The sequence below is a fragment of the Algoriphagus hitonicola genome (genome assembly GCF_900113375.1).
Classification (GTDB): Bacteria; Bacteroidota; Bacteroidia; order Cytophagales; family Cyclobacteriaceae; genus Algoriphagus; species Algoriphagus hitonicola.
In genome coordinates this window covers 1-24685 of the sequence record NZ_FOPC01000015.1, presented here as the reverse complement: position 1 = coordinate 24685, position 24685 = coordinate 1, and the positions used below count along the sequence as shown (strand labels likewise).

Genomic DNA, 24685 nt, shown 5'->3' with positions numbered 1-24685 from the left:
CTTTTATTTTTAATAAAAGAAAAGCCGAAACCTTCCCTATTCATTATCTGACCGTATAGCTTTGCATAAATGGTTGTCCGTTTGAAGCGACTCCCTCGAGCAAGAGCCTACCGCTATATTCCTCCAGGTATTTTCCTACGGATTTTGGATCTTTGGCAGGTTCCCGGTTTATCTGAGTGATCACAAAACCATCCCTCAATCCCAAGTCCCTTAAATATCCTCTGCTCAGGGCCGATATTTTGATTCCAAATTCTATTCCCAATCGGTCTTTTTCGATGGTATTCACTGCCTCTAATCGAGCCCCAAGAAGTCTGGAACTGTAAAACTCCCGCTTGATGACCCCGGTGCCTCCCTCCAGATTCTGAAGTGTGAGTGTGGCATTCATTCGTTTTCCAGCGCGAGTAAATGTGACTGGCAGCTCTTGACCAGGATAGTAATACGATAGTGCTTCTTCAAAACTTCCCATCCCAGTGATGGCTTGATTTCCCAGCTGAATGATCACGTCGTTTCGCTGTAGGCCTGCTGCCTCAGCTGCACCGGATTTGATCACATGCTTGACAATCACACCGTCCAATGAAGCAATGTCCATTTCTTCAGCCAGTTCAGGAGTGATTTCAACCGCTTCTATTCCGGGGATGGCTTTTTGTACTTCTCCGTATTGAATCAGGTCATTGGCTACTTTTAAGGCAATATCTACGGGGACGGCAAAGCCATAGCCCGTATAAGAACCTGTTCGGGATAAAATCGCGGTATTGATTCCTACCAGCTCGCCATTGACATTGACCAGAGCTCCCCCTGAATTTCCTGGGTTAATGGGAGCATCAGTTTGGATGAAACTTTCCAACGGAAAATCGCCGCCTAAAATATTAATTTGTCTTTCTTTGGCCGAGACAATTCCGGCAGTGACCGTGGAAGTTAAATTAAATGGATTTCCCACAGCCAAAACCCATTCTCCGATTTGGAGGTCACGGGAAGAACCTCTTTTGATCGCAGGCAAATTATCTGATTCGATTTTCAAAACAGCGATATCCGTGTTTTTATCGGTTCCGATCAATCGGGCTTGATAGGTTCGCTTTTTATGGACTACTTCGATGGTTTCCGCACGATCAATGACATGATTATTGGTGACGATGTAGCCATCTTCGGAGATGATCACCCCCGATCCCGTACTGACCTGCTGCGCGGGACCGGTCCCAAAGAAATAATCAAACATGCTGTATCTCCTTGGATCGCTTCCAGAGAAATTTTTGATAAAAACTACCGATTCGGTGCTGTTGGTAGAGGCGGCTACAAAGGAAATCGGAGGATCAGTCCGATAGGATGGGCGTTGAGGCGTCGGTGTATTTTCAGCAAGGGAGGTACTGACCGACTCGATGGTTGGGCTTGATTCATTGGTATGTTGAGGTTCATTGACATTAACCGAGGTCCAAAGAGCCGCTCCTGCCAAACCCGCAACAAATGATATTCCGGTGGTTTTAAGAAAATGTTCCATGCGCATATTTTTTCAATTTGACGGAGGAAATATTCTCCGGTTTGATTCATTCACAAATTTTAACCGAATTAATCCCAATTTAGGTTAGGAAAGATGATTTCCATTTCCAGCTTTTAGGAAGCTTTTTTAGATTATTTTCATTGAATCATTTCAATTTTCACCTCAAAAATTTTTCCCAAACGTAAAAACTGACGATTTGTACAAGGAAAAGTCTGGGCATCTTGTAATTTTGTCAGCCAATCAGCTAAACCTTCCCGTTTTGCGAGGGTTTAAATTTCTTCAAAATAGTATTGAATGACAGAAGCAAAGCGTGTAGCCATCCTTGGAAGCACAGGAAGTATCGGTACCCAAACCTTGGAGGTGATTCGTCAGCATTCAGATGATTTTACGGTAGAGGTACTCACTGCTCAAAATAATTGCGATTTACTGATTTCTCAAGCCCTGGAATTCATTCCCAATGCGGTGGTCATTGGAAATCCATCCAATTATGAGAAGGTAAAAGAAGCCTTGATCCCTCATGATATCAAGGTTTTTGCTGGACAAAAAGCGCTGGAGCAAATCGTCGAAATGGAAACCATTGATGTGGTTTTGACTGCCTTGGTGGGCTATTCTGGATTATTGCCTACGATCAGTGCCATCAAAGCCGGTAAGCAAATTGCCTTAGCCAATAAAGAAACACTGGTTGTAGCCGGAGATTTGGTGACTTCACTTGCTAAGGAATATGGCGTTAATATTTATCCAGTTGATTCAGAGCATTCAGCGATTTTTCAATGCTTGGTCGGTGAATTTCATAACCCGATTGAGAAGATTATTCTGACCGCATCCGGGGGACCCTTCAGAGGGAAAGACCGGGCTTTTCTTGAGACAGTGACCAAAGCTCAAGCCCTCAAGCATCCCAACTGGGATATGGGAGCCAAAATCACCATCGATTCTGCTTCGCTGATGAATAAAGGTCTGGAAGTCATCGAGGCTAAATGGCTTTTTGGCCTGAAAACCTCTCAGATCGATGTGATCGTCCATCCCCAAAGCATCGTGCATTCTTTGGTGCAATTTGAAGATGGTTCCATAAAAGCACAACTTGGACTGCCGGATATGCGTATTCCCATTCAATTTGCTTTGAGCTATCCCCATCGGTTAAAAAGTGATTTCGAGCGATTCGATTTTATCAATTACCCAAATTTGACCTTTGAGCAGCCGGATAAAAAAACATTCAGGAACCTTCAGCTGGCATTTGACGCTTTAGAAAAAGGCGGTAATGCGGCCTGTATTCTCAATGCTTCCAATGAGGTGGTCGTTGATGCTTTTCTAAAAGATCAGATTGGGTTTCTTCAGATGTCGGAATTGATTGCCGAGACGATGGATCGGGTGGATTTTGTGTCCAAACCCAATATATCGGATTACATATCTACCGATGAGCAAGCAAGAATAGTTACACAGGAATTAATTAAGCGTAATAAATAATGGATACTTTGATTATGGTGGGCCAATTGCTCCTAGGATTATCAATCCTAGTCGGGCTGCATGAATTGGGACACTTGTTGACTGCCAAACTGTTTGGCATGCGTGTGGAGAAATTCTCCATCGGATTTCCTCCAAAAATCGCAGGATTTCAGTGGGGAGAAACAGAATATTCGATCGGAGCGATTCCGCTTGGAGGATTTGTGAAAATCTCCGGGATGGTGGACGAATCCATGGATACCGACCAACTATCCTCGGAGCCTCAGCCCTGGGAGTTTCGCTCCAAGCCGGCTTGGCAGCGACTGATCGTTATGCTAGGAGGGATTATTGTCAATGTCATTACCGGTATTGTCATCTTTGTGTTTTTGGTTTACAACAATGGGGAAACTTATTTTTCTAGGGATCAAGTAGTAGAAAACGGAATTGTTGCTTATGAATATGGAGAGTCAATTGGCTTAAAGACCGGGGACAAAATCATCGATGTCAATGGCGAACCCTACGAAAGCATCAATGAACTGAGCAGTGGAAGTGTTTTACTCAGTGAAAATGGATACTACACGGTAGAGCGAAATGGTGAGCAATTGAAAGTGGAGATCCCGCGTGGGTTTATCAATACCTTTAATTCGGAGGAAGCATTTGACAAATTTATCAGTATACGGTTTCCTTTTGATGTGTTGGATGTAGCCCCTGATGGGGCTGCCAAGACCGCTGGAATCGATCCTGGTGATCAAATCCTTTCGGTGAATGGTCAAGAAGTTTATTTTTTTGATGAACTGCAGACTGCACTCGATCAAGTGAAAAATGAGGAGGCTCAATTGGTTGTTTCTTCAGAAGGAAGCTTGGATACTTTGGCAGTGCCCGTTTCGGCTGAAGGAACAATAGGAATTGCCGCCAATCCGCTGTTAGATCCTGTTCGAAAGAAATTTGGTTTCGGCGAGGCGATTTCAAAAGGTACCGAGCGAGCATTTGGGGTGGTCATCATCAATGCGAAAGCTCTCGGTAAAATGTTTACGGGAGAAGTGTCTGCTAAAAACGTCAGCGGTCCTATCGGGATGGCGAAGATTTATGGTAATTCCTGGGATTGGGGAAAATTCTGGAGCATTACCGGATTGATTTCGATGATTTTGGCATTTATGAACTTGCTTCCGATTCCCGCACTGGATGGTGGGCACGTGATGTTTTTGCTGTACGAGATGATTTCGGGAAGAGCACCCTCGGATAAATTTCTCGAAAATGCCCAAAAAGTCGGTATGGTAATTCTACTCGCTCTGATGGTATTTGCGATCGGAAATGATATTTTGAAAATCTTTACCGGGGGATAATTTTCAAAATTTTGGAATAAATCGACAGATCTCGGGACGGGGTCTGTTTTTTTATTCCTGCCAATTTCAATTTAGTTGAATTTGGTAGGAAAAATGAATTTTTAACCCTTTCGATGAGTTCCTGCCAATCTGACGCCTTCAACCCTTTGGCATGCGCATTGAACTTTACCGTGAATCCTTCGTAACTTGAAGGTCCTTTCTTTAATAAAGTCCTAAACCGACAGCTTGCCTGTCAAAATGTCTATATGAGTCAATTTGAAAAACCCCTATTCGATAATCTTATGAGTGGTGATTATGTAGCGGAAGGAGATCTGATCCAGTTGATCACTGACGAAGAAGAGGAAGAACAGGGTAAAGAATTAACGGGTGAAGAAATTCCGATTCTTTCTGTCAGAAATACGGTATTGTTTCCGGGTGTGGTGATTCCTATTACCGTAGGAAGGCAGCGCTCCATCAGATTAGTTAAAAAAGCCCACAAAGGCGATAAATATATCGGTGTATGCGCGCAGATCAATCCCAATAATGACGATCCTTCATGGGAGGACATCTATCATGTGGGGACCTTGGCCAAAATCATCAAAATGATTGTTCTTCCTGACGGAAATACAACCATAATCATTCAAGGTAAAAAGCGGTTCCGGATTCGCGAAGAAGTCACCGATGATCCGTATTTTATCGCTAAAGTCAATTTTCTCGAAGAAAACTTTCCTAAGAGCTCTAAAAAAATCCAGGCTTTGGAGGAATCTCTGAAAGAAGCCGCAACCCGCATCTTACACCTCAATCCCGAGATTCCTAGAGAAGCTCAGGTAGCGTTGGATAATATCGACAACACGCCTTTTTTAACGCACTTTCTTTCCTCCAATATCAATGCCCCTGTCGAATCCAAGCAGCGACTTCTGGAAATCAATGACGGAGTGGAGCGGGCGACCTTATTGCTGGAGTTTATGATGAAGGATATCCAAATGCTGGAGCTGAAATCCGAAATCCAGAAAAAAGTCCATACCGATATCGATCAGCAGCAGCGGGATTACTTTTTGCGACAGCAGATGAAAGTGCTTCAGACCGAACTCGGTGAGGAAGGTCCCGAAAAGGAAGTGGAGGATCTCCGGGCACGCGGATCATCAAAAAATTGGCCAAAGGAAGTGGCGCTTCATTTTGAAAAAGAGCTGAATAAAATCTTGAGAATCAATCCCTCTGCGGCAGAGTACCCGATTGCGCTCAACTATGCAGAGACCATGGTGGAGTTGCCTTGGAATGAATTTACCCAAGATAATTTTGACTTGAAGCATGCCCGGAAAATATTGGATGCGGATCATTTTGGACTTGAAAAAGTAAAAGATCGGATCATCGAATACTTGGCTGTGTTGAAGCTGAAAAATGACCTCAAAGGACCCATTTTATGCCTTTATGGACCTCCTGGAGTAGGAAAAACCTCTTTGGGGAAATCCGTAGCTAAAGCTTTGGGTAGAAAATACATCCGGATGTCTTTGGGTGGTTTGCACGATGAAGCGGAAATCCGCGGACACCGTAAAACATACGTAGGGGCTATGCCAGGGAAGATTGTCCAAAATATGAAGAAGGTGAAAATCTCCAATCCAGTATTTGTATTGGACGAAATTGACAAGCTTTCTTCCGATTTTAGAGGAGATCCAAGTTCAGCCTTTTTGGAGGTATTGGATCCGGAGCAAAACTTTGCCTTTTTGGATAATTACCTTGAAGTAGAATACGATCTGAGCAAAGTACTGTTTATTGCGACAGCCAACTCACTAGATACCATTCAGCCAGCCTTGCGGGATCGGATGGAAATCATCGAGGTGACAGGATATACCCAAGAGGAAAAGGTGGAAATAGCTAAGCGGCATTTGGTTCCTAAGCAACGCAAAGAGCATGGTTTGAAGACCAATCAGGTTCGTTTTGACAAATCCGCCTTGGTAAAAATCATCGAGGATTATACTCGGGAATCCGGGGTCAGAAATCTCGAAAGAGCGATTGGGAAAGTAATCCGAAATGTAGCCAAATCCATTGCTATGGAAGAGGAATACGATCCGAAAATCACTCCAGATGCGGTACGTAAGATTCTGGGATCTGAGATGTTTGATAAGGAAATCTATCAGGATAATTCGGTTGCTGGGGTTGTTACTGGCCTGGCTTGGACAAGTGTAGGAGGGGAGATCCTCTTTATCGAATCCAGCTTAAGTCGCGGAAAGGGAAAATTGACATTATCCGGTCAGCTGGGGGATGTCATGAAGGAATCTGCTGTGACGGCACTTTCCTACTTAAAATCCAAAGCGGATAAATTGGGGATTGACCACCGGGTCTTTGACCAATATGATCTACACGTTCACGTGCCTGCGGGTGCGGTACCAAAGGATGGTCCCTCAGCAGGGATTACCATGCTTGCTGCCATGGCTTCGGTTTACACACAGCGAAAAGTCAAGTCGAAAGTGGCCATGACAGGGGAAATCAGTTTGATTGGCAAAGTGCTTCCCGTAGGGGGAATTAAAGAAAAGATTTTGGCGGCAAAACGAGCCGGAATCAAGGAAATCATCCTCTGTAAGAAAAATCGTAGAGATATTGAGGAAATCGACGAAAACTATCTCAAAGGCTTGGAGTTTCATTTCGTGGATCGGGTAGGAGAGGTTTTGGAAATTGCCTTGCTGAAAACCAAGGTAGATCGACCGGTTCAGTTTTCATTCAATTCGGAATCAAATTCGAACTAGCACATTGGGGAAAGGAAATTTGACCTTTCCCTTTTTTCTTCCTTGGTTAAGTTAAATGCCAAGGAAACTTCAAAAAAATAGAAATCATGGATCAAAAACTATCATTGACACCCAGACAGATTGTTTCTGAACTGGATAAATATATCATTGGTCAAAAAGACGCCAAGCGCAACGTAGCCATTGCCCTAAGGAACAGAATCCGAAGAATGATGGTCAAGACAGATATTCAAAAAGATATCGTCCCGAATAACATTTTAATGATCGGATCCACGGGTGTGGGAAAAACCGAAATTGCCAGAAGGTTGGCAAAGATTGCTCAAGCTCCCTTTACCAAAGTAGAAGCGTCCAAATTCACAGAAGTCGGCTATGTGGGTAGAGATGTCGAAAGTATGGTTCGTGACCTGGTGGAGCAATCGGTGCATTTGGTTCGTGAGGTGAAAAATGAAGAAGTCAAGGAGAAGGCTTCGGATGCTGTAGAAGAAACCATTCTTGATATCCTGATTCCGCCGGTCAAAAATGCTGGATTCAGGCAAAATAGTCTGAGCATCAATCAACAAGACGAGCCTCAGTCTGATGAAGAACTCAATGAGCGAACTCGGGAGCGATTTAGGGAAAAACTCAGAAATGGAGAGCTAGATGACCGAAAAATAGAAATCAATGTCAAGGCATCCTCTCCTGTGGGAATAGGAATGATTGGCAATGGGATGATGGACGATGCCAGTATGGCGGGACTACAGGATATGATCTCCGGAATGATGCCAAAAAAGATGAAAAAGCGAAAGCTTAGCATTGCCGAGGCACGAAAAGTTTTGTTAGAAGAGGAAATTTCCAAACTGATTGATTTTGATGAATTAAAGGAAGAAGCAATACGATTGGCTGAAAACAACGGAATCATCTTTATCGATGAGATTGATAAAATCGCCTCTAAATCCGGTAAAAACGGGGGTGGACCAGACGTAAGTCGCGAAGGTGTACAGCGGGATTTACTCCCAATCGTAGAGGGTACCTCTGTCAATACCAAATATGGGGTGATCAATACTGATCACGTATTATTTATCGCTGCAGGAGCATTTCATGTGAGCAAGCCTTCGGATTTGATTCCGGAACTGCAGGGTAGGTTTCCGATACGAGTGGAGTTAAATGCACTGACTGAGGAGGATTTTTCACGGATTTTGCGTGAGCCAAAGAATGCGTTGACTAAACAATATCAGGCTTTGTTTGAAGCAGAAGAGGTGTTTTTGGAATTCACTGAGGATGCCATTGATGAATTGGCCAGGCTGGCATTTTTGATCAATCAAGAGGTAGAAAACATCGGAGCGCGAAGACTGCACACTGTAATGTCGCATCTGTTAAATGATTTCCTTTTTGATGTGCCGGATACTATAGAGCCCAATTCAAAAATCATGATCACGCATGAGATGGTACAGGAAAGGCTAAGCACACTGGTTAAAAACAGGGATTTGTCCCAGTATATTTTGTAAATATTGGATTAAAAGAAGGTGGGATTACCCACTTTCTTTTAATAGTTCAATTTTTTTTAATTATTAACTTTCTGATCTTCAGTATAATACAAAAATTTGCATTTTTTTGAGAAAAATTGGGTCGATCCTTGATAAGGAATATTAACCAATCGCCCTTTCACCCATGTTTAAAACACTATTAATTCTTACCGGCCATAGTAAAGGTCTGGGAAGAGCTATCTTGGATTATTACTTGAAACTGGATCAGACGCAAGTATTGGCAATATCCAGAAGTTCAATTTCGATGGATCACCCCAACTTGATCGAGCGAAGTTTGGATTTATCTGATTTGCCGGTTTTGCAGAATGAATTGGATGGAATTTTCCCTGATGGTGATTTCAAGCAAATCATTTTGATTAACAATGCAGGCTGGATAGGGGAAATTAAACCGATTGGAGAACTTTCACCCAAGGAGTTGCGACAGCAGGTGAATTTGAATCTGTTGGCTCCTATGTTTTTGACCAATGCCTTTATAAAAAAGTATAAGTCAAGTCCAGCAGAAAAAATAGTATGTAATATCAGCTCTGGTGCCGCAAGCCGTCCTGTGTCTGGATGGGGTGGATATTGCAGTACCAAGGCCGCATTGGCCATGTTTACCATGGTTGCTGATCGGGATAACAAATCAGACTCTTTTCATTTTTATAGTTTGGCACCGGGGATCGTTGATACCCCAATGCAAGAAGACATCAGAAAATCCGATGAAAATAATTTTCCAGAGTTGGAGAAATTTAAGGCCTTTAAGGAAAAAGGTGATTTGACTGAGCCTGGAATCGTGGCCGAAAAGATTGGATTTCTCCTTGGTAATGTTCAAAATTTCCCCGAGGTAATCCAGGATGTGAGAAACATAGAGCTTCCTTAGTTCCGGTTTTTAGGAAAGTCAAAAAACCAGAAATCCACCTGCTTCAGGTCAAAATCTTTCCACTGAGCAGATGATTTTACGGCAAATATTCCTGCTGTTGGTAGATTTCCGATTTTTCCACCTAGACGATCAACAAAATCATTCATGCCCGGATTATGTCCTACCAGAATTACGGTTTGGATAGATTCTGGTAAACTTTTTAGAATAGAAATCATGGTTTGAGCTGAAGCATGGTAGAGATCACGCTCTAGCCAAATGGTATTTTTAGGTGATTTCAATTCCTTGGCGATAAGTTGGGCAGTAGATTTGGCGCGTTCGGCTGTGGAGCTGATAATTCGATCTGGGTTTATGCCCATTTTTGATAGTCGTTTACCCATTTTGGGAGCTGCGAGGAGTCCTCTTTCTGCCAATGGGCGATCATGATCTGCAAGTGAAGGCTGGTCCCAGGCGGATTTGGCATGACGGATCAAAATAATTTTCTTCATTTCTTCAAAATTAAAAATGATTATTTTGTTTTTTTTCGCTGAATATTTACTTTTAAAGTACTTTCAATTACAATTTATAACAATTTATTATGTTTACCGGAACAGTAAAATTTTACAATGAAGCCAAAGGATTCGGATTTATAGTAGATGATGAGTCCCAAAGCGAAGTCTTCGTCCACGCCACCGGATTGGTCGACAAAGTTGCCCAGAATGACAAAGTATCTTACGAAGTCAAGGATGGCAAAAAAGGACCCAATGCCATCAATGTCAAAAAAGCATAACTGATATTGAGTGAGTGTATGTCAACTGGAACCCTGGGAAAATAATCTCAGGGTTTTTTTGTTTTTTCTAATTGATCCGTTGATGGAGGTTTTGATTTTTTGATCTGAAGGTCCCCTTTAAATATCAGGAAATTGTCTCGGTTTGCTGTCAAAATGACTAACTATTTGGAATAAAAATCACAAATCTCTGTCATTATGACTCGATTTTTCACTTGGTATAAATTTTCTTGATTAGCATTTCAGTGATAACAAAAACCAACAAAACCATGAAACTAGTAAGATTTAACCAACTAGACCCAGCTTATCCCTCCTCATTCAGCGGAATGATCGATAAGCTATTCAATGAATCCTTCGGAAATGGAGAAATCAGAAAATTTAGCCCAGCTGTGGACATCTCTGAAGATGAGCAAGGATTTGAAATTCAGGTAGCCGTTCCAGGAATGAAAAAGCAGGATTTTCATGTAGACTTGACTGAAGGAAGATTGACGATTTCGGGAGAGCGCAAAATCGAAGAGAAAAAAGAAGGTAAAAATTACCACAGCATCGAAACTCAATATGGTGCATTTTCTCGCTCCTTCTATGTGCCGGACAATGTGGTTTCCGAAAAAATCGATGCGTCCTATGAAGATGGAGTGTTAAAAATCATTCTTCCCAAAGCGGAGAAAAAAGTTCTCAAATCCGCTATTGAAGTAAAATAATTTGCCTGTAATCCAAACTCCGATAAAGCTTTAATGTTAGATTGATAAGAATGCCAAAATGCGGTTAATTCTTGTTAATTTGAATAGCAATTCAAATCCTAAGGCTCCATTCTTGAGTCTTAGGTTTTGTATTATCACTCGAACACAACCTAAACATGATGAGTAAAAAACAATTCTTTCTAGGAATGCTCCTTGCCTCCCTAATTGGGGGTGTAGTTGCATTGGCAGGTGTCAGTTTCCTCGTCCAACCTCGAGAAGCAGCCAATTTTGATGAAAAGCAAAAGACCAGCTTTGTCAACTTACTCAACGGAGAAAATTTCACAATACCGGACGGGATCAATTTTGTAACATCCGCCGGAATCGTCACCCCAGCTGTAGTCCATGTCAAAAGCACCTTGTCCTACTCTCCCCGATCTCAGCGTGATCCGCTGGAAGAGTGGTTTGGCCTTCCGCCAAGAGGTGGACAGGGAGAAGGAGGACGAGCACCGATGAGTTCAGGGTCTGGAGTTATTATTTCTTCGGATGGATATATTGTAACCAACAATCACGTTGTGGAGGGAGCTTCAGAGATTGATATTTCTCTGGAAAACAACAATAGATATGTTGCTAAGGTGATCGGAACAGATCCGACTACTGATCTGGCACTTTTAAAAATTGAGGAAGAGGGGTTGCCTTTCGTAAAATTTGGTGATTCGGATCAAACTCAAATCGGAGAATGGGTCTTGGCTGTAGGGAATCCCTTTAATTTGAATTCAACTGTCACGGCGGGAATTATTTCTGCCAAAGCACGGAACATCGGAATTCTCCGCGGGGTTGAAAATAATCTACAAATCGAGTCATTTCTTCAAACTGACGCTGTGGTGAATCCGGGAAATTCCGGAGGAGCTTTGGTCAATCTTGCCGGAGAATTGATTGGAATCAATACCGCGATTGCCTCCAATACGGGAAGCTTTGCAGGCTACTCGTTTGCTGTGCCCAGCACCTTGGTGAAAAAAGTAATGGATGACCTGATGAAATATGGTGCCGTACAGCGGGGACTTCTTGGTATCAATATCAATGATGTATCTCCTGAGCTTGAGGAGCAACTTGGAAAAGAACTTCCTGTCAAACAAGGCGTTTATGTCGGAAGTGTAAATGACGATAGTGGTGCCAAGGAAGCCGGTCTACAAGAGGGAGATATCATCGTAGGAGTAGATGGCAGACAAACCAACAATGTGGCCACTCTTCAGGAAATGGTAGCAAGAAAGCGTCCAGGTGATCAAGTAGAAGTGGAATACATCCGTGAAGGAGAAGTATTTAAAGCTCAAGCTACACTAAAAAACTTCGAGGGTGGAGTGGATATCGTAGAAAAAGTGGTTCCTAAAACCTATGACTTTGAAGGGGTGATGTTTGAAAATCTTTCGGATGAACAGCTGGAACGCTTGGGTGTATCTGGTGGAGCTTTAATCACTTCGGTAGGAAGCTCTAAATGGCGCGGAGCCGGTGCACGGTCCGGATTTATCATTACTTCCATTATTAGCGAAAATGGTCGAAGTAGAATAGAAAATGTAGATGATTTACTGGATCAATTGAATGATCTCTCAGGAGAAGAATTGGTGATATTGGGTATGTTCCAGGATGGAACCGAATATTACTTTGAAGTGGAGTTGGATTAAATTCAGCACCTTGACTAACAAAAAAACCAGCGAATTCGCTGGTTTTTTTGTTTCAATAAGAATCTAGGATTTAGGCAACTTGCAATCGCTTAAATTTAGATTTGTCAAATTGTGACTTGGCGTATTCCTCGTCGATAATCAATTCTTTGATGCTTTCATCAGATGGTAACTCATACATGGCATCCGTAATGATTGCCTCGCAAATCGAACGAAGTCCCCTAGCTCCAAGGTTATATTCCACTGCTTTTTCTACGATAAAGTCAATTGCGCTTTCTTCGAAAACCAACTTTACTCCTTCCATTTCTAGCAGTTTGGTATATTGTTTTACCAATGCGTTTTTTGGCTGCGTCAGGATTTGTTTTAAGGCATCTCGATCCAAAGGATCCAAATGGGTCAAAACAGGCAAACGCCCAATTAATTCTGGAATCAGACCGAAAGCTTTTAAATCCTGTGAAGTAACATATTGAAGCAGGTTTTCCCGATCTGCGACAGCCTCACTTTTGGATTTCGAAAATCCTAGCGGTTGGGTATTTAGTCTTTTGGCGATGTGACGAGTAATGCCATCAAATGCTCCTCCGCAGATAAAAAGAATATTCTCTGTGTTCACGGCAATCATTTTTTGGTCAGGATGCTTTCGTCCACCTTGGGGTGGGACATTGACTATGGTTCCTTCGAGAAGTTTTAGCATAGCCTGCTGCACCCCTTCTCCGCTGACATCACGTGTGATGGATGGGTTGTCGGATTTTCGCGCGATTTTGTCCAGCTCATCGATATAAACTATTCCTCGCTCAGCCGCTTCGACATTATAATCGGCAGCTTGGAGAAGTCTGGTCAAGATGCTTTCTACATCCTCTCCAACATAACCTGCCTCTGTCAAAACCGTAGCATCAGCAATACAAAATGGAACCTCCAACGTTTTTGCCAGGGTTTTTGCCAGGTAGGTCTTTCCTGTGCCGGTATCACCGACCATGATGATATTGGATTTTTCGATTTTGATCTCGTCGGGATCTACCTTTTGTTGGAGACGCTTGTAGTGATTGTAAACTGCTACTGTAAGGACTTTTTTGGCATCTTGCTGACCGATGACATACTGGTCAAGATAACTAACCAGTTCCTTTGGTTTTTTGAGTTTGAATTTTGGTTTGCTGCCGACACTTTTCTTGGTTTTTTCTTCTTCACCGAGAATCATGTGGGCTTGATCGATGCAGAAATTACAGATATGGGCTGAAATCCCCGATACCATCAGATCTACATCTTTTTTATTTCTACCGCAAAATGAGCAGGTTACTTGAGCCATTAGACTGTTTTTTTAATGAGTACTTCGTCGATTAGACCGTATTCTTTGGCCTCAGGTGCTCTGAGCCAATAATCTCGATCTGAATCCCTTTCGATCTCTTCGTAGGATTTGCCTGAATGATTGGCAAGGATTTGATAAAGCTCCTGACGCATAGCCAAGATTAATTTAAGGGAGATTTCCATGTCCTTGGATTGGCCTTGCATTCCACCGGAAGGCTGATGAATCATCACCCGGGCATGCTTTAGTGCTGAGCGTTTGTCTTTTGCTCCACCTGCCAATAATACTGCTCCCATAGAAGCTGCGATGCCGGTACAGATGGTCGCTACATCAGGTCCGATGTACTGCATGGTGTCGTATATCCCTAATCCAGCTGTCACAGATCCTCCAGGACTATTGATGTACAAGAGGACGTCTTTTTTCGCATCCACAGATTCCAAGAAAAGAAGCTGAGCCACAATGATATTGGCAATGTGGTCATCTACACCTGTTCCGAGAAAAATAATTCGGTCCATGATGAGTCGGGAAAACACGTCGATTTCCCGGAAGTTTTGTGGTCTTTCCTCGATCACCGACCGAGTCATATTTTCGATATGCTGGGTGTACTGGTCAAATGCCGTCCCGCTGACGCCTTGATTGTGAATGGCGTACTTTCTGAATTCTTCTTTATTGATCATGTTTTGATATGTTGTGGTAAACAAAAATAAAAAAAGCCCTTGAATAAGGACTTTTTTAATTCAATTAAGAAGGATTTTACTTTTCTAAAAGTTCCTTAAAGTCATCGATTGTTATTTCCTTTTCGGTAAGCTTGATTTTCTCTTTGACAAAGTTCAGGACTTTTTCATTTTGGACTGAAGTCAGCATGTTCATGTAATTCTGACCTTCCTCGCCTTTGAGGTAGTTGTCCACAAACAAATCCATGCTGCTTTCCATCTGGGAACCTAGTCCGGAAGAGGCAAATTGCTCACGGATCATTTCTTTGGTTTTTTCGATGACCTCCTCATGCTCGGCTTTGATTTCGTTGGCTTTGGCTAGTTCGTTGGAGATCAGAGACCAAGTCAACTGCTGGGCATATTGGGGAAATTCTTTTTCCACGTCCTCTTCGCTTACTTTGCCTTCATTGGCTTTGAGTAGCCATTCCTTCAAGAAATCTTCGGGAAGGTCAAGGTTGGCTTTTTCCACCAAGACTTTCTTCAATTCCTCTTCTGTAAACACTTTAGATTCCCGATCATAGCTGGACTGAAGTGTTTCTCGCACTTTTTGAACGAATTCTTCTTCAGATGCTACTTGATCAGGACCAAAAATCTTGTCAAAAAACTCTTGATTTAGCTCAGCTTCGGTAGTTCGATTGATATTTTTCACTGTAAAAGTGAATGATCCTTTGGTATGCTCAAGTTCTTCTTCTTCCAGTCCAAAAGCCTCTGTCCATTCTCCTTTTTTCACTTCTTTACCCTCAAACTCAACAACCTCATCTTTTCCGATTCCAATAAATTTACCGGCAAATTTTTTGGTCACTTTGTCCAACGGAAGAGAAAGAGTTTTAGAAAAATCACCGTCCACTAGATTCAGGTCGCCATAAATATGGTCTCCTGCTTCAGCTTTCTCGGGATTGGTGCTGTTTCCGTATTGGGATTTTAGGTTTTCGATGGTCTCATTGACTAGTTTGTCGTCAACTTTGATTGAGTAGCTAGTCGCTTTGATTTTTTCGTCGAGAGGAAGCTCAAAATTTTCGATAAATCCGATCTTGTATTCAAAATCAAATTCTTTTTGGGTTTTCCAATCGATATTTTCTTCGGTAGATTCTACCGGAAGCGGATCTCCCAAGACACGAAATGTCTGCTCCTTTAGGTATTTATTAAGCGATTCGCCTAAGATTGTATTGATTTCTTCTACCAATACAGATGTCCCGTACATGTTTTTCACCATCGAAACAGGAGCTTTGCCAGGTCTGAAGCCACGAATATTGGCTTTTTTGGCATAGTCTTTCAGTTTCGCATCTACCTTCGGTTGATAATCTGCTTCAGTTAGTTTAATTTTAATTGAAGCTTGATTTGCTGAGTGCTTGTCTAGTGTGATTTCCAAAGCGCTTTTACATTTTAAGATGAAAGTGAACTAAAAACCCCCAATCTCTTTCCTGCTTCGCAAAGACAGTGTAGTGATTGAGGGTTCGGTATATGTGCGGATGGAGGGACTCGAACCCCCATGCCTCGCGGCGCTAGATCCTAAGTCTAGTGCGTCTACCAATTTCGCCACATCCGCAGTATCCAATTTGGGAAGGATTTGATCCCCTTCTCAATTGTGGATGCAAATGTAGGTACTAAATGAGAAATTGCAAATGGCAGAATAAAAAAAATCAAGGAATCTTCGAAAAACTTATGCTAAACCACTCATTTTTGTATTAAATTCCTTCTCTATGATTGATGTTGATGTTGAAGAAGAACGAAAAGAGATTTTAAAACGCTACCGCAGATTACTTCGGCAAGCCAAACCGATATTGAAACCCGGTGATGCCAAGTTGATCAAACGCGCTTTTAATGTGTCTCTTGACGCTCACAAAGATATGAGAAGAAAGTCAGGGGAGCCTTATATCTACCATCCTCTGGAGGTGGCATTGGTATGCGTGGAGGAAATCGGACTGGGGACCACGTCTATTGTGGCCGCGCTACTGCATGATGTGGTAGAGGATACTGAGTGGGAGTTGGATGATATCGAACGCGAGTTTGGTCAAAAGGTCATGACAATCATCGATGGGCTGACTAAAATCGCAGGAGTATTTGAATACGGGAGTTCACAGCAAGCTGAGAATTTCCGAAAAATGCTTTTGACCCTCTCCGATGATGTGCGGGTGATCTTGATCAAACTGGCCGATCGGCTAAACAACATGCGAACCCTGGCAAGTATGCCCCGACACAAGCAGCTGAAAATCGCCTCGGAGACCATGTATCTGTATGCCCCACTTGCTCATAGACTGGGGCTTTATGCGATTAAATCTGAACTTGAGGATCTTTATCTGAAATACACCGATAGTGATACTTATCGGGACATTGTCAATAAGATCAATGAGTCCAAAAGCTATCGCAATCGCTTTATAAAAGGATTTATCCATCCGATCGAAGAGGAGTTGAACAGACAGGGCTTTGTCTTTAGTATTAAAGGTCGTCCCAAATCTGTCTATTCGATTTATAATAAGATGAAAAAGCAGGGGATTCCCTTCGAAGAAGTCTATGACCTATTTGCTGTCCGGATTATCCTTGAGAGCGAGTTGGAAAACGAAAAAGCTGATTGTTGGCAGGTTTATTCGATCGTCACTGATTTTTATCGCCCCAATCCGGATCGATTGAGGGACTGGATCAGTACACCGCGGTCCAATGGGTATGAGTCATTGCACACCACAGTAATGAGTAATACGGGTCAGTGGGTAGAAGTGCAAATCCGCACCAATCGGATGGATGAGATCGCGGAAAGGGGATATGCGGCCCATTGGAAATATAAAGAAAAGGAACATCCGGGTAAATCCGGTTCTGGATTGGATGAATGGATCACGCAAGTACGTAGTATGCTGGAGTCCAATGAAGGTAATGCCATAGAATTTATGGATGATTTCCGAGGGAATTTATTTCACGAGGAAATTTTTGTCTTTACTCCCAAAGGAGATCTGAAAGTACTTCCTTTCGGCGCTTCTGCGTTGGATTTTGCCTTTGAAATTCACACAGAAGTGGGCGCCAAATGCATTGGAGCCAAAGTAAATCAGCGACTAGTTCCTATCAATCATAAGCTAAAAAATGGCGATCAGGTCGAGATCCTCACCTCTAATAAACAAAAGCCCACGGAGGATTGGCTCAATAATGTGGTCACTTCACGGGCCAAAGCCAAAATCAAGGATGCACTTCGTGAGGACAAAAAATCCGCCATTGGAGATGGCAAGGAGATCGTACAGCGAAAGCTGAAGCAAATGAAAATGGAATTTAATTCGGAGACTGTGGACAAGCTAAGGGCTTACTTCGAGTTGAAAACCGCCAATGAATTTTATTATCGGGTCGGTAAAGGGATTATCGATCCCACTACGATCAAGTCATTTAAGGATTTCAAAGAAAATCAAAAGCTTAAGCATAAAGCAATCCAAGAAAAGGTAAAAGACGAATCATCCTTTACCAAAGAGATCAAAAATCTGAAAGGGCCAGATCATGATCAGCTCCTGATCGGGGAAGATATGGATGTGGTGGATTACATTTTGGCAAAATGCTGCAATCCAATCCCAGGAGACGATGTATTTGGTTTTGTGACTGTTAATGAAGGAATTAAAATCCATCGAACTTCCTGTCCCAATGCACTTGAGTTATTGTCCAATCACGGAAACCGAGTCATCAAAGCACGCTGGACCAGTCAAAAGGAAATCGCATTCTTGGCGGGATTACATATTGTGGGGACTGACCGGGTAGGATTGATCAACGATGTCACCAAAGTGATTTCCAATGAACTGAAAGTCAACATGCGATCCATCACCGTTGATTCGGATGCGGGAATTTTCGAAGGGACTATTAAACTGTACGTTCACAATACTCAGCACTTGGACCAACTGATGCGAAATCTCCAAGAGGTAGAGGGAATCATTAAGGTCTCCCGTTTCGACTAAGAGATTGAATCTTTTCTTGGTAACAAAAGTTATATTTGAAAAAAAACACAAGATGTCCTTGAATACAGCTCATTTCGAAGAGGTCAAAAAGATATTTACTGCCTATCTGGAAAATCAAAAACTCCGTAAAACGCCTGAACGCTATGCGATTTTGGAGGAAATATATACTCGGTCGGGTCATTTTGACGTCGAGTCTTTGTACATCAGTATGAAGAATAAAAATTACCGAGTCAGCCGAGCCACTGTTTATAATACCTTGGATTTATTGGTCGAGTGTGATTTAGTAACTAAGCATCAGTTTGGTAAGAATTTGGCACAATTCGAAAAAAGTTATGGTTTTAAACAACATGACCATTTGATCTGTGTGGATTGCAATCAGGTGTTGGAATTTTGCGACCCTCGAATCCAAAATATCCAGAATACCGTAGGAGATATTTTAAATTTTCAGGTTCTCCATCATTCTTTGATTTTGTATGGAAACTGCAACAAGGAGAAGTGTGAAAATAGACCCGTCAAAGAACTATGAAACTAACCTATAAAACAGAAAAGGATTCTCAGGCACATTATTTATTTGTAACGGGTGATTTGATAGGGGATGAGGTAGGCCCCAAGCTGGTCGAAGTCGTATCCGATGCCATAGAAGAAGGCGCTAAAAATTTTGTGGTGGACTTAAGTGAAGTTCGCTACATCAGCTCTAGTGGGATAGGTTTATTGATCACGATGCTGACCAAAATGCGAAATAAGGGAGGAGATGTTTATTTGACAGCACCATCAGATCACGTTAAAAAACTATTGATTATCACTAAGTTAAACAATATTTTTACCGTGTTTGATTCTGTGGAGCATTTCAAAAACCGGAATTGAATAAGAAATCTGAAGTCACCTTTTAAAATTCGTTTGAGCGCGTCCTCATGGTTAGAAACCAATTCTCTTGGAATTATTTACCGACATTCACTTGGTTTTCTATGGGCTTATCGCAAATTTCGCCCTTCAAAAAGTCTTAGATAAACCGTTTAGACCGCACTTCAAATGAAGATGGATGTATTGCTGGGTCTCCAGTGGGGAGATGAAGGAAAAGGCAAAATTGTAGATGTTTTAGCTCCTGAATATCAGATTGTAGCACGATTTCAGGGTGGTCCCAATGCAGGGCATACCCTCGAATTTGACGGGATCAAACATGTTTTGCACCAAATTCCCTCAGGGATTTTTAGATCGCAAATCCTCAATATTATCGGAAATGGCGTGGTATTGGACCCCATCGTACTCAAAAAGGAAATCGATGGCTTGGGGAAATTCTCCATCGATTATCGCAAGAATTTGGTGATTTCTAAAAAAGCGACCATCATTATTCCTTCTCATAAGCTGCTCGATGCGGCAATGGAGCAATCCAAAGGGGATAAGAAAATCGGTTCTACCTTAAAAGGGATTGGACCGACTTATCAGGATAAAATTGGACGTGCTGCTCTTAGAGTTGGTGATATTTTAAGTCCTGACTTTAAAGAAAAATATCAAACCTTGGTAGCTAAGCATAAAACTACCTTGTCCTTTTACAATTATCCCTTGGATCAATTGGAGGAAATGGAAGGCCAGTTTTTTGAGGCTGTCGAATTTTTCAAAACCTTAAATTTGATTGATAGCGAATACGTGGTCAACAAAGCTTTGGCAGAAGAGAAAAAAATCCTAGCGGAAGGTGCGCAAGGTTCTCTGTTGGATATCGATTTTGGGTCCTATCCATTTGTGACGAGCTCAAGTACCATGACAGCAGGAGCATGTACTGGATTAGGCGTAGCTCCATCTAGAATTGGAGAAGTATTTGGGATTTTCAAAGCTTATTGTACCCGTGTCGGTAGCGGACCATTTCCGACCGAACTCTTTGATCAGACCGGAGAGGACATGAGAAAGGAAGGCAATGAGTTTGGTAGTACTACTGGCAGACCTCGAAGATGCGGTTGGCTAGACCTACCAGCGCTCAAATATTCCATTATGATCAACGGGGTCACCCAATTGTTTATGATGAAAGCTGATGTCTTGAATATTTTCGAGGAACTCGAGGTATGCACTCATTATGAGATGCCGAATGGTGAAAGAATCGACCAATTGAGTTTTGAAGTATCCAATATGGATGTCAAACCAATTTATAAAAAATTGAAAGGATGGAATTGCTCATTGAAAGATGTCCGTTCTTATGATGAGTTCCCTAGGGAGTTGAAAGATTATGTTTCTTTCTTGGAAGAAGAACTTCATGTGCCGATTAAGTTGGTTTCGGTTGGACCTGATCGGGTTCAAACTATCCTCCGGTAATTTCACAAATAGACCATTTAACCTCTAAAATGTCAAAATTTTAGAGGTTTTTTTATTTTCTGGCCTATTCCCTCTATTTTAGCTTACTATGTTTGATCTTAGATGGGTGTTGGGATTTTTTATTGGATTGTTTTTGATGACAAATTCAGTATTTGGTCAAGTTGGCTTTCCGTATTGCGAGACATTTGAGGGAAACGATACCCAGTCCGCTACCGTTTTTGGAGCTGATGCTGTGCTTGCTGGTGATGTGCTGCGACTGACTTCCAATGAATTAGATCAGCGGGGATATGTGTACGTCGATATTCCGTTTTCTTCTGTTTTTGGGATCAAAGCTTCCTTCGAGTATTTTTCTTACGGAGGTACTGGAGCAGATGGACTTTCCTTTTTTCTATACGATGCAGAGGTGTCCAATTTTACCATTGGGGGATTTGGGGGTTCTCTTGGATACTCCAAAAGAAATAATGAACCCGGCGTTTCAGGGGCATACATGGGAATTGGTTTTGATGAATTTGGCAATTTTGGGAACTCCACAGAGGCTAGATCCGGGGGATTTCCAGGTGTGGGAGATCAACAAGTGCCCGACGCTATTGTCATCAGGGGACCGGGAAATGGGTTTGATGGCTATGAGTTTATCGCAGGACGTCGAACGATGGAAGCAGGGGCTGATGGTCTTCCCTCGGATCAGCAGTTTCCCATTAGCTCCGGTGGAGTAGGTACGACAAGAGTCACCGATCCCAATCAGCCTGGCTATCGAAAGGTTTTTATCAACTTGGAGCCAAATCCAAATGATGTTGGCTATTTGATAACGGTGGAAATGCAGTACACCACAGAAGCCAATAACTCGAGATTAATTTCCATTTTCGAACGTTTGCCTTATCGATTTGAAGCTCCTGAAGATTTGAAAGTAGGGTTCTCAGCTTCAACAGGTGGAGAGACCAATTTTCATGAAATCAGAAACTTGATCGTGGAGGTTTCCAATGATGATGGATTATTAGAGCCTGAAGGGGTCGACTTTTTGGATAAAGCGAGCTGCGAAGGTCAGGAAAATACATATTTTATCACGGATGAAGAGGTGGTTTTGCCCAATCCCAATTCAGAAATCCGGTGTTTACAATTTTATAGGTCACTTGAGGATATTGAGGAAGAAGAATCTGATGTATGTTCACAGGGAAGATGCAGAGAAGAAAATAGAGAATTGGTTTTGCCAGAAGGAGTTTTTCGAGCAGCAGGTCAAGGAGGAGATTTTACTTTTTTTCCTAACGAAGGATTTACTGACCAAAACGTCACGGTTTACTACACGATTACTGATACCTATGGTAAGACTTCCACGGGGAATTCGATGACCTTACTTATCCAAGAGTCTCCAGATCCGGTAACCTTGCGATTGGCCGGGTCAGAAGAAGAATTGGATGAAATTCGATTATGTCCTGATGAAAGTATAGTCCTTGAGGCTGTAGGAGATGAAGAATATGAGCGATTTGAATGGTATAAGGATGGAGAGATTATTACCGATGCTGAATCAGAGGAATTGCAGGTTTCCGACAAAGGGCTTTATTCTGTGATCGTATACAACCGAAAAAATTGTCCTGCCTTTTCCAATGAGGTATCCGTTGACTATCCGGAATTTCCAGAGGCAGAGCTGGATTTGCCTTTAATCGGTTGCATCCCCGGAGAGCCTGTCGATGGCTTATCTGCAATAGCTAATCTTGATCTTGAAAATTTTGATTACAGACTAACCAAAGACGGAGTTGAACTGATCAATGAAGAGATCGTCCAGATTTCGGAGTCAGGTATTTACCAGTTGGAGGTAAAACACAAAGATTTGGATTGCTATGGGCCAGCAACGGATTTTGAAGTGGAGATTTACGAAGATGCATTGGTTGCGAATTTTGATTTTGAAGTTGCAGGTACTGGGATCAAAAGTGATGAGGACGGGGGGATTTTTGCGGATGATACTATTCAGTTTACTAATTTGTCAGACGATAGGGCTGTTTCTTATGAATGGATATTTAGCCCTGGATTATCTTCAGAATCAGAAAATCCTACTCATGTTTTTGGTGAAAAAGGAGAGTTTGAGGTAGAACTTGTGATTACTGATGAGAATGGCTGTCAGTCTTCTGTGAAGAAATTGGTTTCGATTACCAAAAGTTACCGGGTGATGGTTCCCACGGGTTTTACTCCTGAGGAAAATACAAATCAGTTTTTTACGCCTAAATACAAAGGTCTGGTGTCGGCTGAGTTGTTGATTTTTAATTTATGGGGGGAATTGCTTTTTCGCTCCGATGAATTGGATGGTGAAGGATGGGATGGAAGGCTGGAAGGAAACCTTTTGGATGCAGGAACTTACGTGTATCGGTTTAACGGAGTTTCAGTGGATGGGGAGTCAGTTAAGGAATCGGGAAAGTTTAGATTGATACGATGAAAAAAATTTTTATAGCATTGATTTTCTTTTTGAGTTTGGAGTGTTTGGGGCAAGATGTTCAGTTTTCCCAGTTTTATGCCAATCCGCTTTATCTGAATCCCGCTTTTGCAGGAAGCACCGATCAAAGTAGGGTAGGCTTGAGTTTTCGAAATCAATGGCCTGCTTTGGACCAGAGTTTTTTGGCATTTTCTGCCTATGGAGACCATTATTTTGATCAACTCAATAGTGGACTCGGGATATTGATTACCGGTACGAGAGATTCTTTTACGCAAAGTCAACAAACTGAAATCGGGTTAAACTACTCGTATCGCTTAAAATTTGGGGGGAATCGTTTCTTTCAATTTGGGGCTCAAGGGGGATTAATGATGCGGGATGGACTATTCGATGGAGTGATATTGGGAGATCAGCTGGATATTGACAGGGGAGTGATCATCGGTGAGCCAGGGGACGGGTTTGAAGGAGATAGTAAACTTTCTGCGGCTGATTTGCATGTTGGAGGGCTTTATTTAAGCCCAAAATTCTGGATGGGTGTAGGAATTTTTCATTTGTTTGAGCCACCGATCAGTTATTTGGATATTGAGGCCAATCATTTGCCGATTCGTTATACTGTTCATGGAGGATACCGCTGGAATCTTGCCCCTGGTAATATCAATGATTATTTTAATAATACCGATCAGGAAAGATCATTTGCTTTAGCTTTCAATTATAAAAGTCAAGGGGAGTTTTCTCAGTTGGATTTGGGTGGGGAATTTTTCTTTGAACCCCTAGTTTTGGGGCTTTGGTATCGAGGCCTTCCAACCAAATATGAGTTGCCTAATAATGAATCTTTAGTCGCCTTGGTAGGTTTTATTTTAGAGTCTGGATTAGAATTGGGATACAGTTTTGATTTTTCTATTTCCAAACTCGGGCAATCGATGACTGGAGGAAGTCACGAACTGACTCTTCGCTATATTTTCTATTCACAGAACCCCAAAAAGCGATATTTTGATTCAATGCCTACATTTAGATTTTGAATCTGGGTTTATTTTAGAATAATATTTTGTTTTAAATCAAAAATACTGCTCTGATAGATTTTTTTTGATAGAATAGACTTGAAATCACAAATAATATTCGGGTAAAAAATTTCATGTTCACTATCAGATCATTAGGATTCAGAACAGATTTTTTTTGATACCTGTCTTGTATCATGGATAAAATCCCCGATATTTGCACTCCCAATCGACACAAACGGTGTTTGACGGGGGATAAAAAAGTTGAAGAATCGGGGGTTGTTTTCGGGGAATTGTGCCGCTTATGGTGCGGGGATCTGAAGAAAAAAAAATATCCCGATAGTTTTGCGGAGGAAAAAACTTCTCTTACCTTTGCACTCCTGTTCGGAAGGAACGGGGCGGACCGGGCCGGAAAGTCTGGCAGAAAATACAGAAAAAATACAGGAGGCTACCCGGTGAAGCGGGTCTGCGGTCCACAGTTGGCGGAAGAGTCCGCCTTCAAGTTCTTTGAAGTGATGTAAGGCGAAAAAAATAGTAAAAACCTGAGAGAGAAGGG

General features: G+C 42.1%; 20 protein-coding genes and 1 tRNA gene. 14 read left to right on the top strand and 7 right to left on the bottom strand.

Going from position 1 to position 24685, the window contains the following annotated elements:
• Window positions 1-43: 43 nt before the first annotated feature.
• A complete protein-coding gene (locus BM043_RS16920; protein ID WP_092793817.1) occupies window positions 44-1492 on the bottom strand; it encodes a S1C family serine protease in 1449 nt (482 codons plus the stop codon).
• Between the two features lie 294 nt (window positions 1493-1786).
• Here BM043_RS16920 and BM043_RS16915 point away from each other — a divergent pair, with 294 nt between their 5' ends.
• The 5 genes from BM043_RS16915 (at window position 1787) to BM043_RS16895 (ending at window position 9371) form a co-directional block, all read left to right on the top strand.
• A complete protein-coding gene (locus tag BM043_RS16915) occupies window positions 1787-2953 on the top strand; it encodes a 1-deoxy-D-xylulose-5-phosphate reductoisomerase (RefSeq protein WP_092793814.1) in 1167 nt (388 codons plus the stop codon).
• Window positions 2953-4272 carry an RIP metalloprotease RseP gene (rseP, locus tag BM043_RS16910; protein ID WP_092793813.1) on the top strand — a complete coding sequence of 440 codons (1320 nt, stop codon included), beginning with the start codon at window positions 2953-2955 and terminating at the stop codon, window positions 4270-4272. Before BM043_RS16915 ends, rseP begins: the two co-directional genes overlap by 1 nt.
• Before the next feature lie 245 nt (window positions 4273-4517).
• Entirely contained in the window at window positions 4518-6992 is a 2475-nt protein-coding gene (gene lon, locus BM043_RS16905) for an endopeptidase La (protein ID WP_092793811.1), read from the top strand.
• An 86-nt stretch (window positions 6993-7078) separates the two neighbouring features.
• Entirely contained in the window at window positions 7079-8473 is a 1395-nt protein-coding gene (hslU, locus tag BM043_RS16900) for an ATP-dependent protease ATPase subunit HslU (RefSeq protein WP_092793808.1), read from the top strand.
• A 163-nt stretch (window positions 8474-8636) separates the two neighbouring features.
• Complete coding sequence (locus BM043_RS16895) at window positions 8637-9371, top strand: SDR family NAD(P)-dependent oxidoreductase (RefSeq protein WP_092793806.1); 735 nt, start codon at window positions 8637-8639, stop codon at window positions 9369-9371.
• On the opposite strand, the gene BM043_RS16890 is transcribed toward BM043_RS16895, so the two are convergent.
• Complete coding sequence (locus BM043_RS16890; RefSeq protein WP_092793805.1) at window positions 9368-9856, bottom strand: SixA phosphatase family protein; 489 nt, start codon at window positions 9854-9856, stop codon at window positions 9368-9370. The two genes, BM043_RS16895 and BM043_RS16890, sit on opposite strands and share 4 nt — an antisense overlap.
• A gap of 89 nt (window positions 9857-9945) precedes the next feature.
• On the opposite strand from BM043_RS16890, the gene BM043_RS16885 reads away from it, so the two are divergent.
• The 3 genes from BM043_RS16885 (at window position 9946) to BM043_RS16875 (ending at window position 12490) form a co-directional block, all read left to right on the top strand.
• Window positions 9946-10137 carry a cold-shock protein gene (locus BM043_RS16885; protein WP_092793803.1) on the top strand — a complete coding sequence of 64 codons (192 nt, stop codon included), beginning with the start codon at window positions 9946-9948 and terminating at the stop codon, window positions 10135-10137.
• A gap of 266 nt (window positions 10138-10403) precedes the next feature.
• A complete protein-coding gene (locus tag BM043_RS16880; RefSeq protein WP_092793802.1) occupies window positions 10404-10835 on the top strand; it encodes an Hsp20/alpha crystallin family protein in 432 nt (143 codons plus the stop codon).
• A 158-nt stretch (window positions 10836-10993) separates the two neighbouring features.
• Window positions 10994-12490: a S1C family serine protease gene (locus BM043_RS16875; protein ID WP_092793922.1), complete on the top strand. Its 1497-nt coding sequence runs from the start codon at window positions 10994-10996 to the stop codon at window positions 12488-12490.
• A 70-nt stretch (window positions 12491-12560) separates the two neighbouring features.
• Here BM043_RS16875 and clpX read toward each other — a convergent pair whose 3' ends face one another.
• From clpX to BM043_RS16855, 4 genes are all read right to left on the bottom strand, one after another.
• On the bottom strand, window positions 12561-13787 hold the full coding sequence (gene clpX / locus BM043_RS16870; RefSeq protein ID WP_092793801.1) for an ATP-dependent Clp protease ATP-binding subunit ClpX: 1227 nt from the start codon (window positions 13785-13787) through the stop codon (window positions 12561-12563).
• The gene (locus tag BM043_RS16865) at window positions 13787-14461 is read right to left on the bottom strand and encodes a ClpP family protease (protein WP_092793799.1); all 675 of its coding nucleotides are present in this window, start codon (window positions 14459-14461) and stop codon (window positions 13787-13789) included. The genes clpX and BM043_RS16865 overlap by 1 nt, the downstream gene beginning before the upstream one ends.
• A 76-nt stretch (window positions 14462-14537) precedes the next feature.
• The gene (gene tig / locus BM043_RS16860; RefSeq protein ID WP_092793798.1) at window positions 14538-15866 is read right to left on the bottom strand and encodes a trigger factor; all 1329 of its coding nucleotides are present in this window, start codon (window positions 15864-15866) and stop codon (window positions 14538-14540) included.
• Between the two features lie 95 nt (window positions 15867-15961).
• Window positions 15962-16043: transfer RNA gene (locus BM043_RS16855), tRNA-Leu, on the bottom strand.
• A gap of 154 nt (window positions 16044-16197) precedes the next feature.
• On the opposite strand from BM043_RS16855, the gene BM043_RS16850 reads away from it, so the two are divergent.
• The 6 genes from BM043_RS16850 (at window position 16198) to BM043_RS16825 (ending at window position 24153) form a co-directional block, all read left to right on the top strand.
• Window positions 16198-18417, top strand: coding sequence for a RelA/SpoT family protein (locus BM043_RS16850; protein WP_092793796.1), 2220 nt, complete (start codon window positions 16198-16200; stop codon window positions 18415-18417).
• Window positions 18418-18469: 52 nt separating this feature from the next.
• A complete protein-coding gene (locus tag BM043_RS16845) occupies window positions 18470-18943 on the top strand; it encodes a Fur family transcriptional regulator (protein ID WP_092793795.1) in 474 nt (157 codons plus the stop codon).
• Window positions 18940-19281 (top strand): STAS domain-containing protein, encoded by a 342-nt coding sequence (locus tag BM043_RS16840; RefSeq protein WP_092793793.1) that lies wholly within the window; start codon window positions 18940-18942, stop codon window positions 19279-19281. The genes BM043_RS16845 and BM043_RS16840 overlap by 4 nt, the downstream gene beginning before the upstream one ends.
• Before the next feature lie 165 nt (window positions 19282-19446).
• Window positions 19447-20718, top strand: a complete 1272-nt coding sequence (locus tag BM043_RS16835) for an adenylosuccinate synthase (protein WP_092793791.1) — start codon at window positions 19447-19449, stop codon at window positions 20716-20718.
• 88 nt (window positions 20719-20806) lie between these two features.
• Window positions 20807-23140 carry a PKD domain-containing protein gene (locus tag BM043_RS16830; RefSeq protein ID WP_092793790.1) on the top strand — a complete coding sequence of 778 codons (2334 nt, stop codon included), beginning with the start codon at window positions 20807-20809 and terminating at the stop codon, window positions 23138-23140.
• Entirely contained in the window at window positions 23137-24153 is a 1017-nt protein-coding gene (locus BM043_RS16825; protein WP_092793788.1) for a PorP/SprF family type IX secretion system membrane protein, read from the top strand. The genes BM043_RS16830 and BM043_RS16825 overlap by 4 nt, the downstream gene beginning before the upstream one ends.
• A gap of 278 nt (window positions 24154-24431) precedes the next feature.
• Here the strand turns inward: BM043_RS16825 and BM043_RS19645 are convergent.
• A partial coding sequence (locus BM043_RS19645) for a hypothetical protein (RefSeq protein WP_218144162.1) occupies window positions 24432-24685 on the bottom strand: 254 nt, incomplete at its 5' end.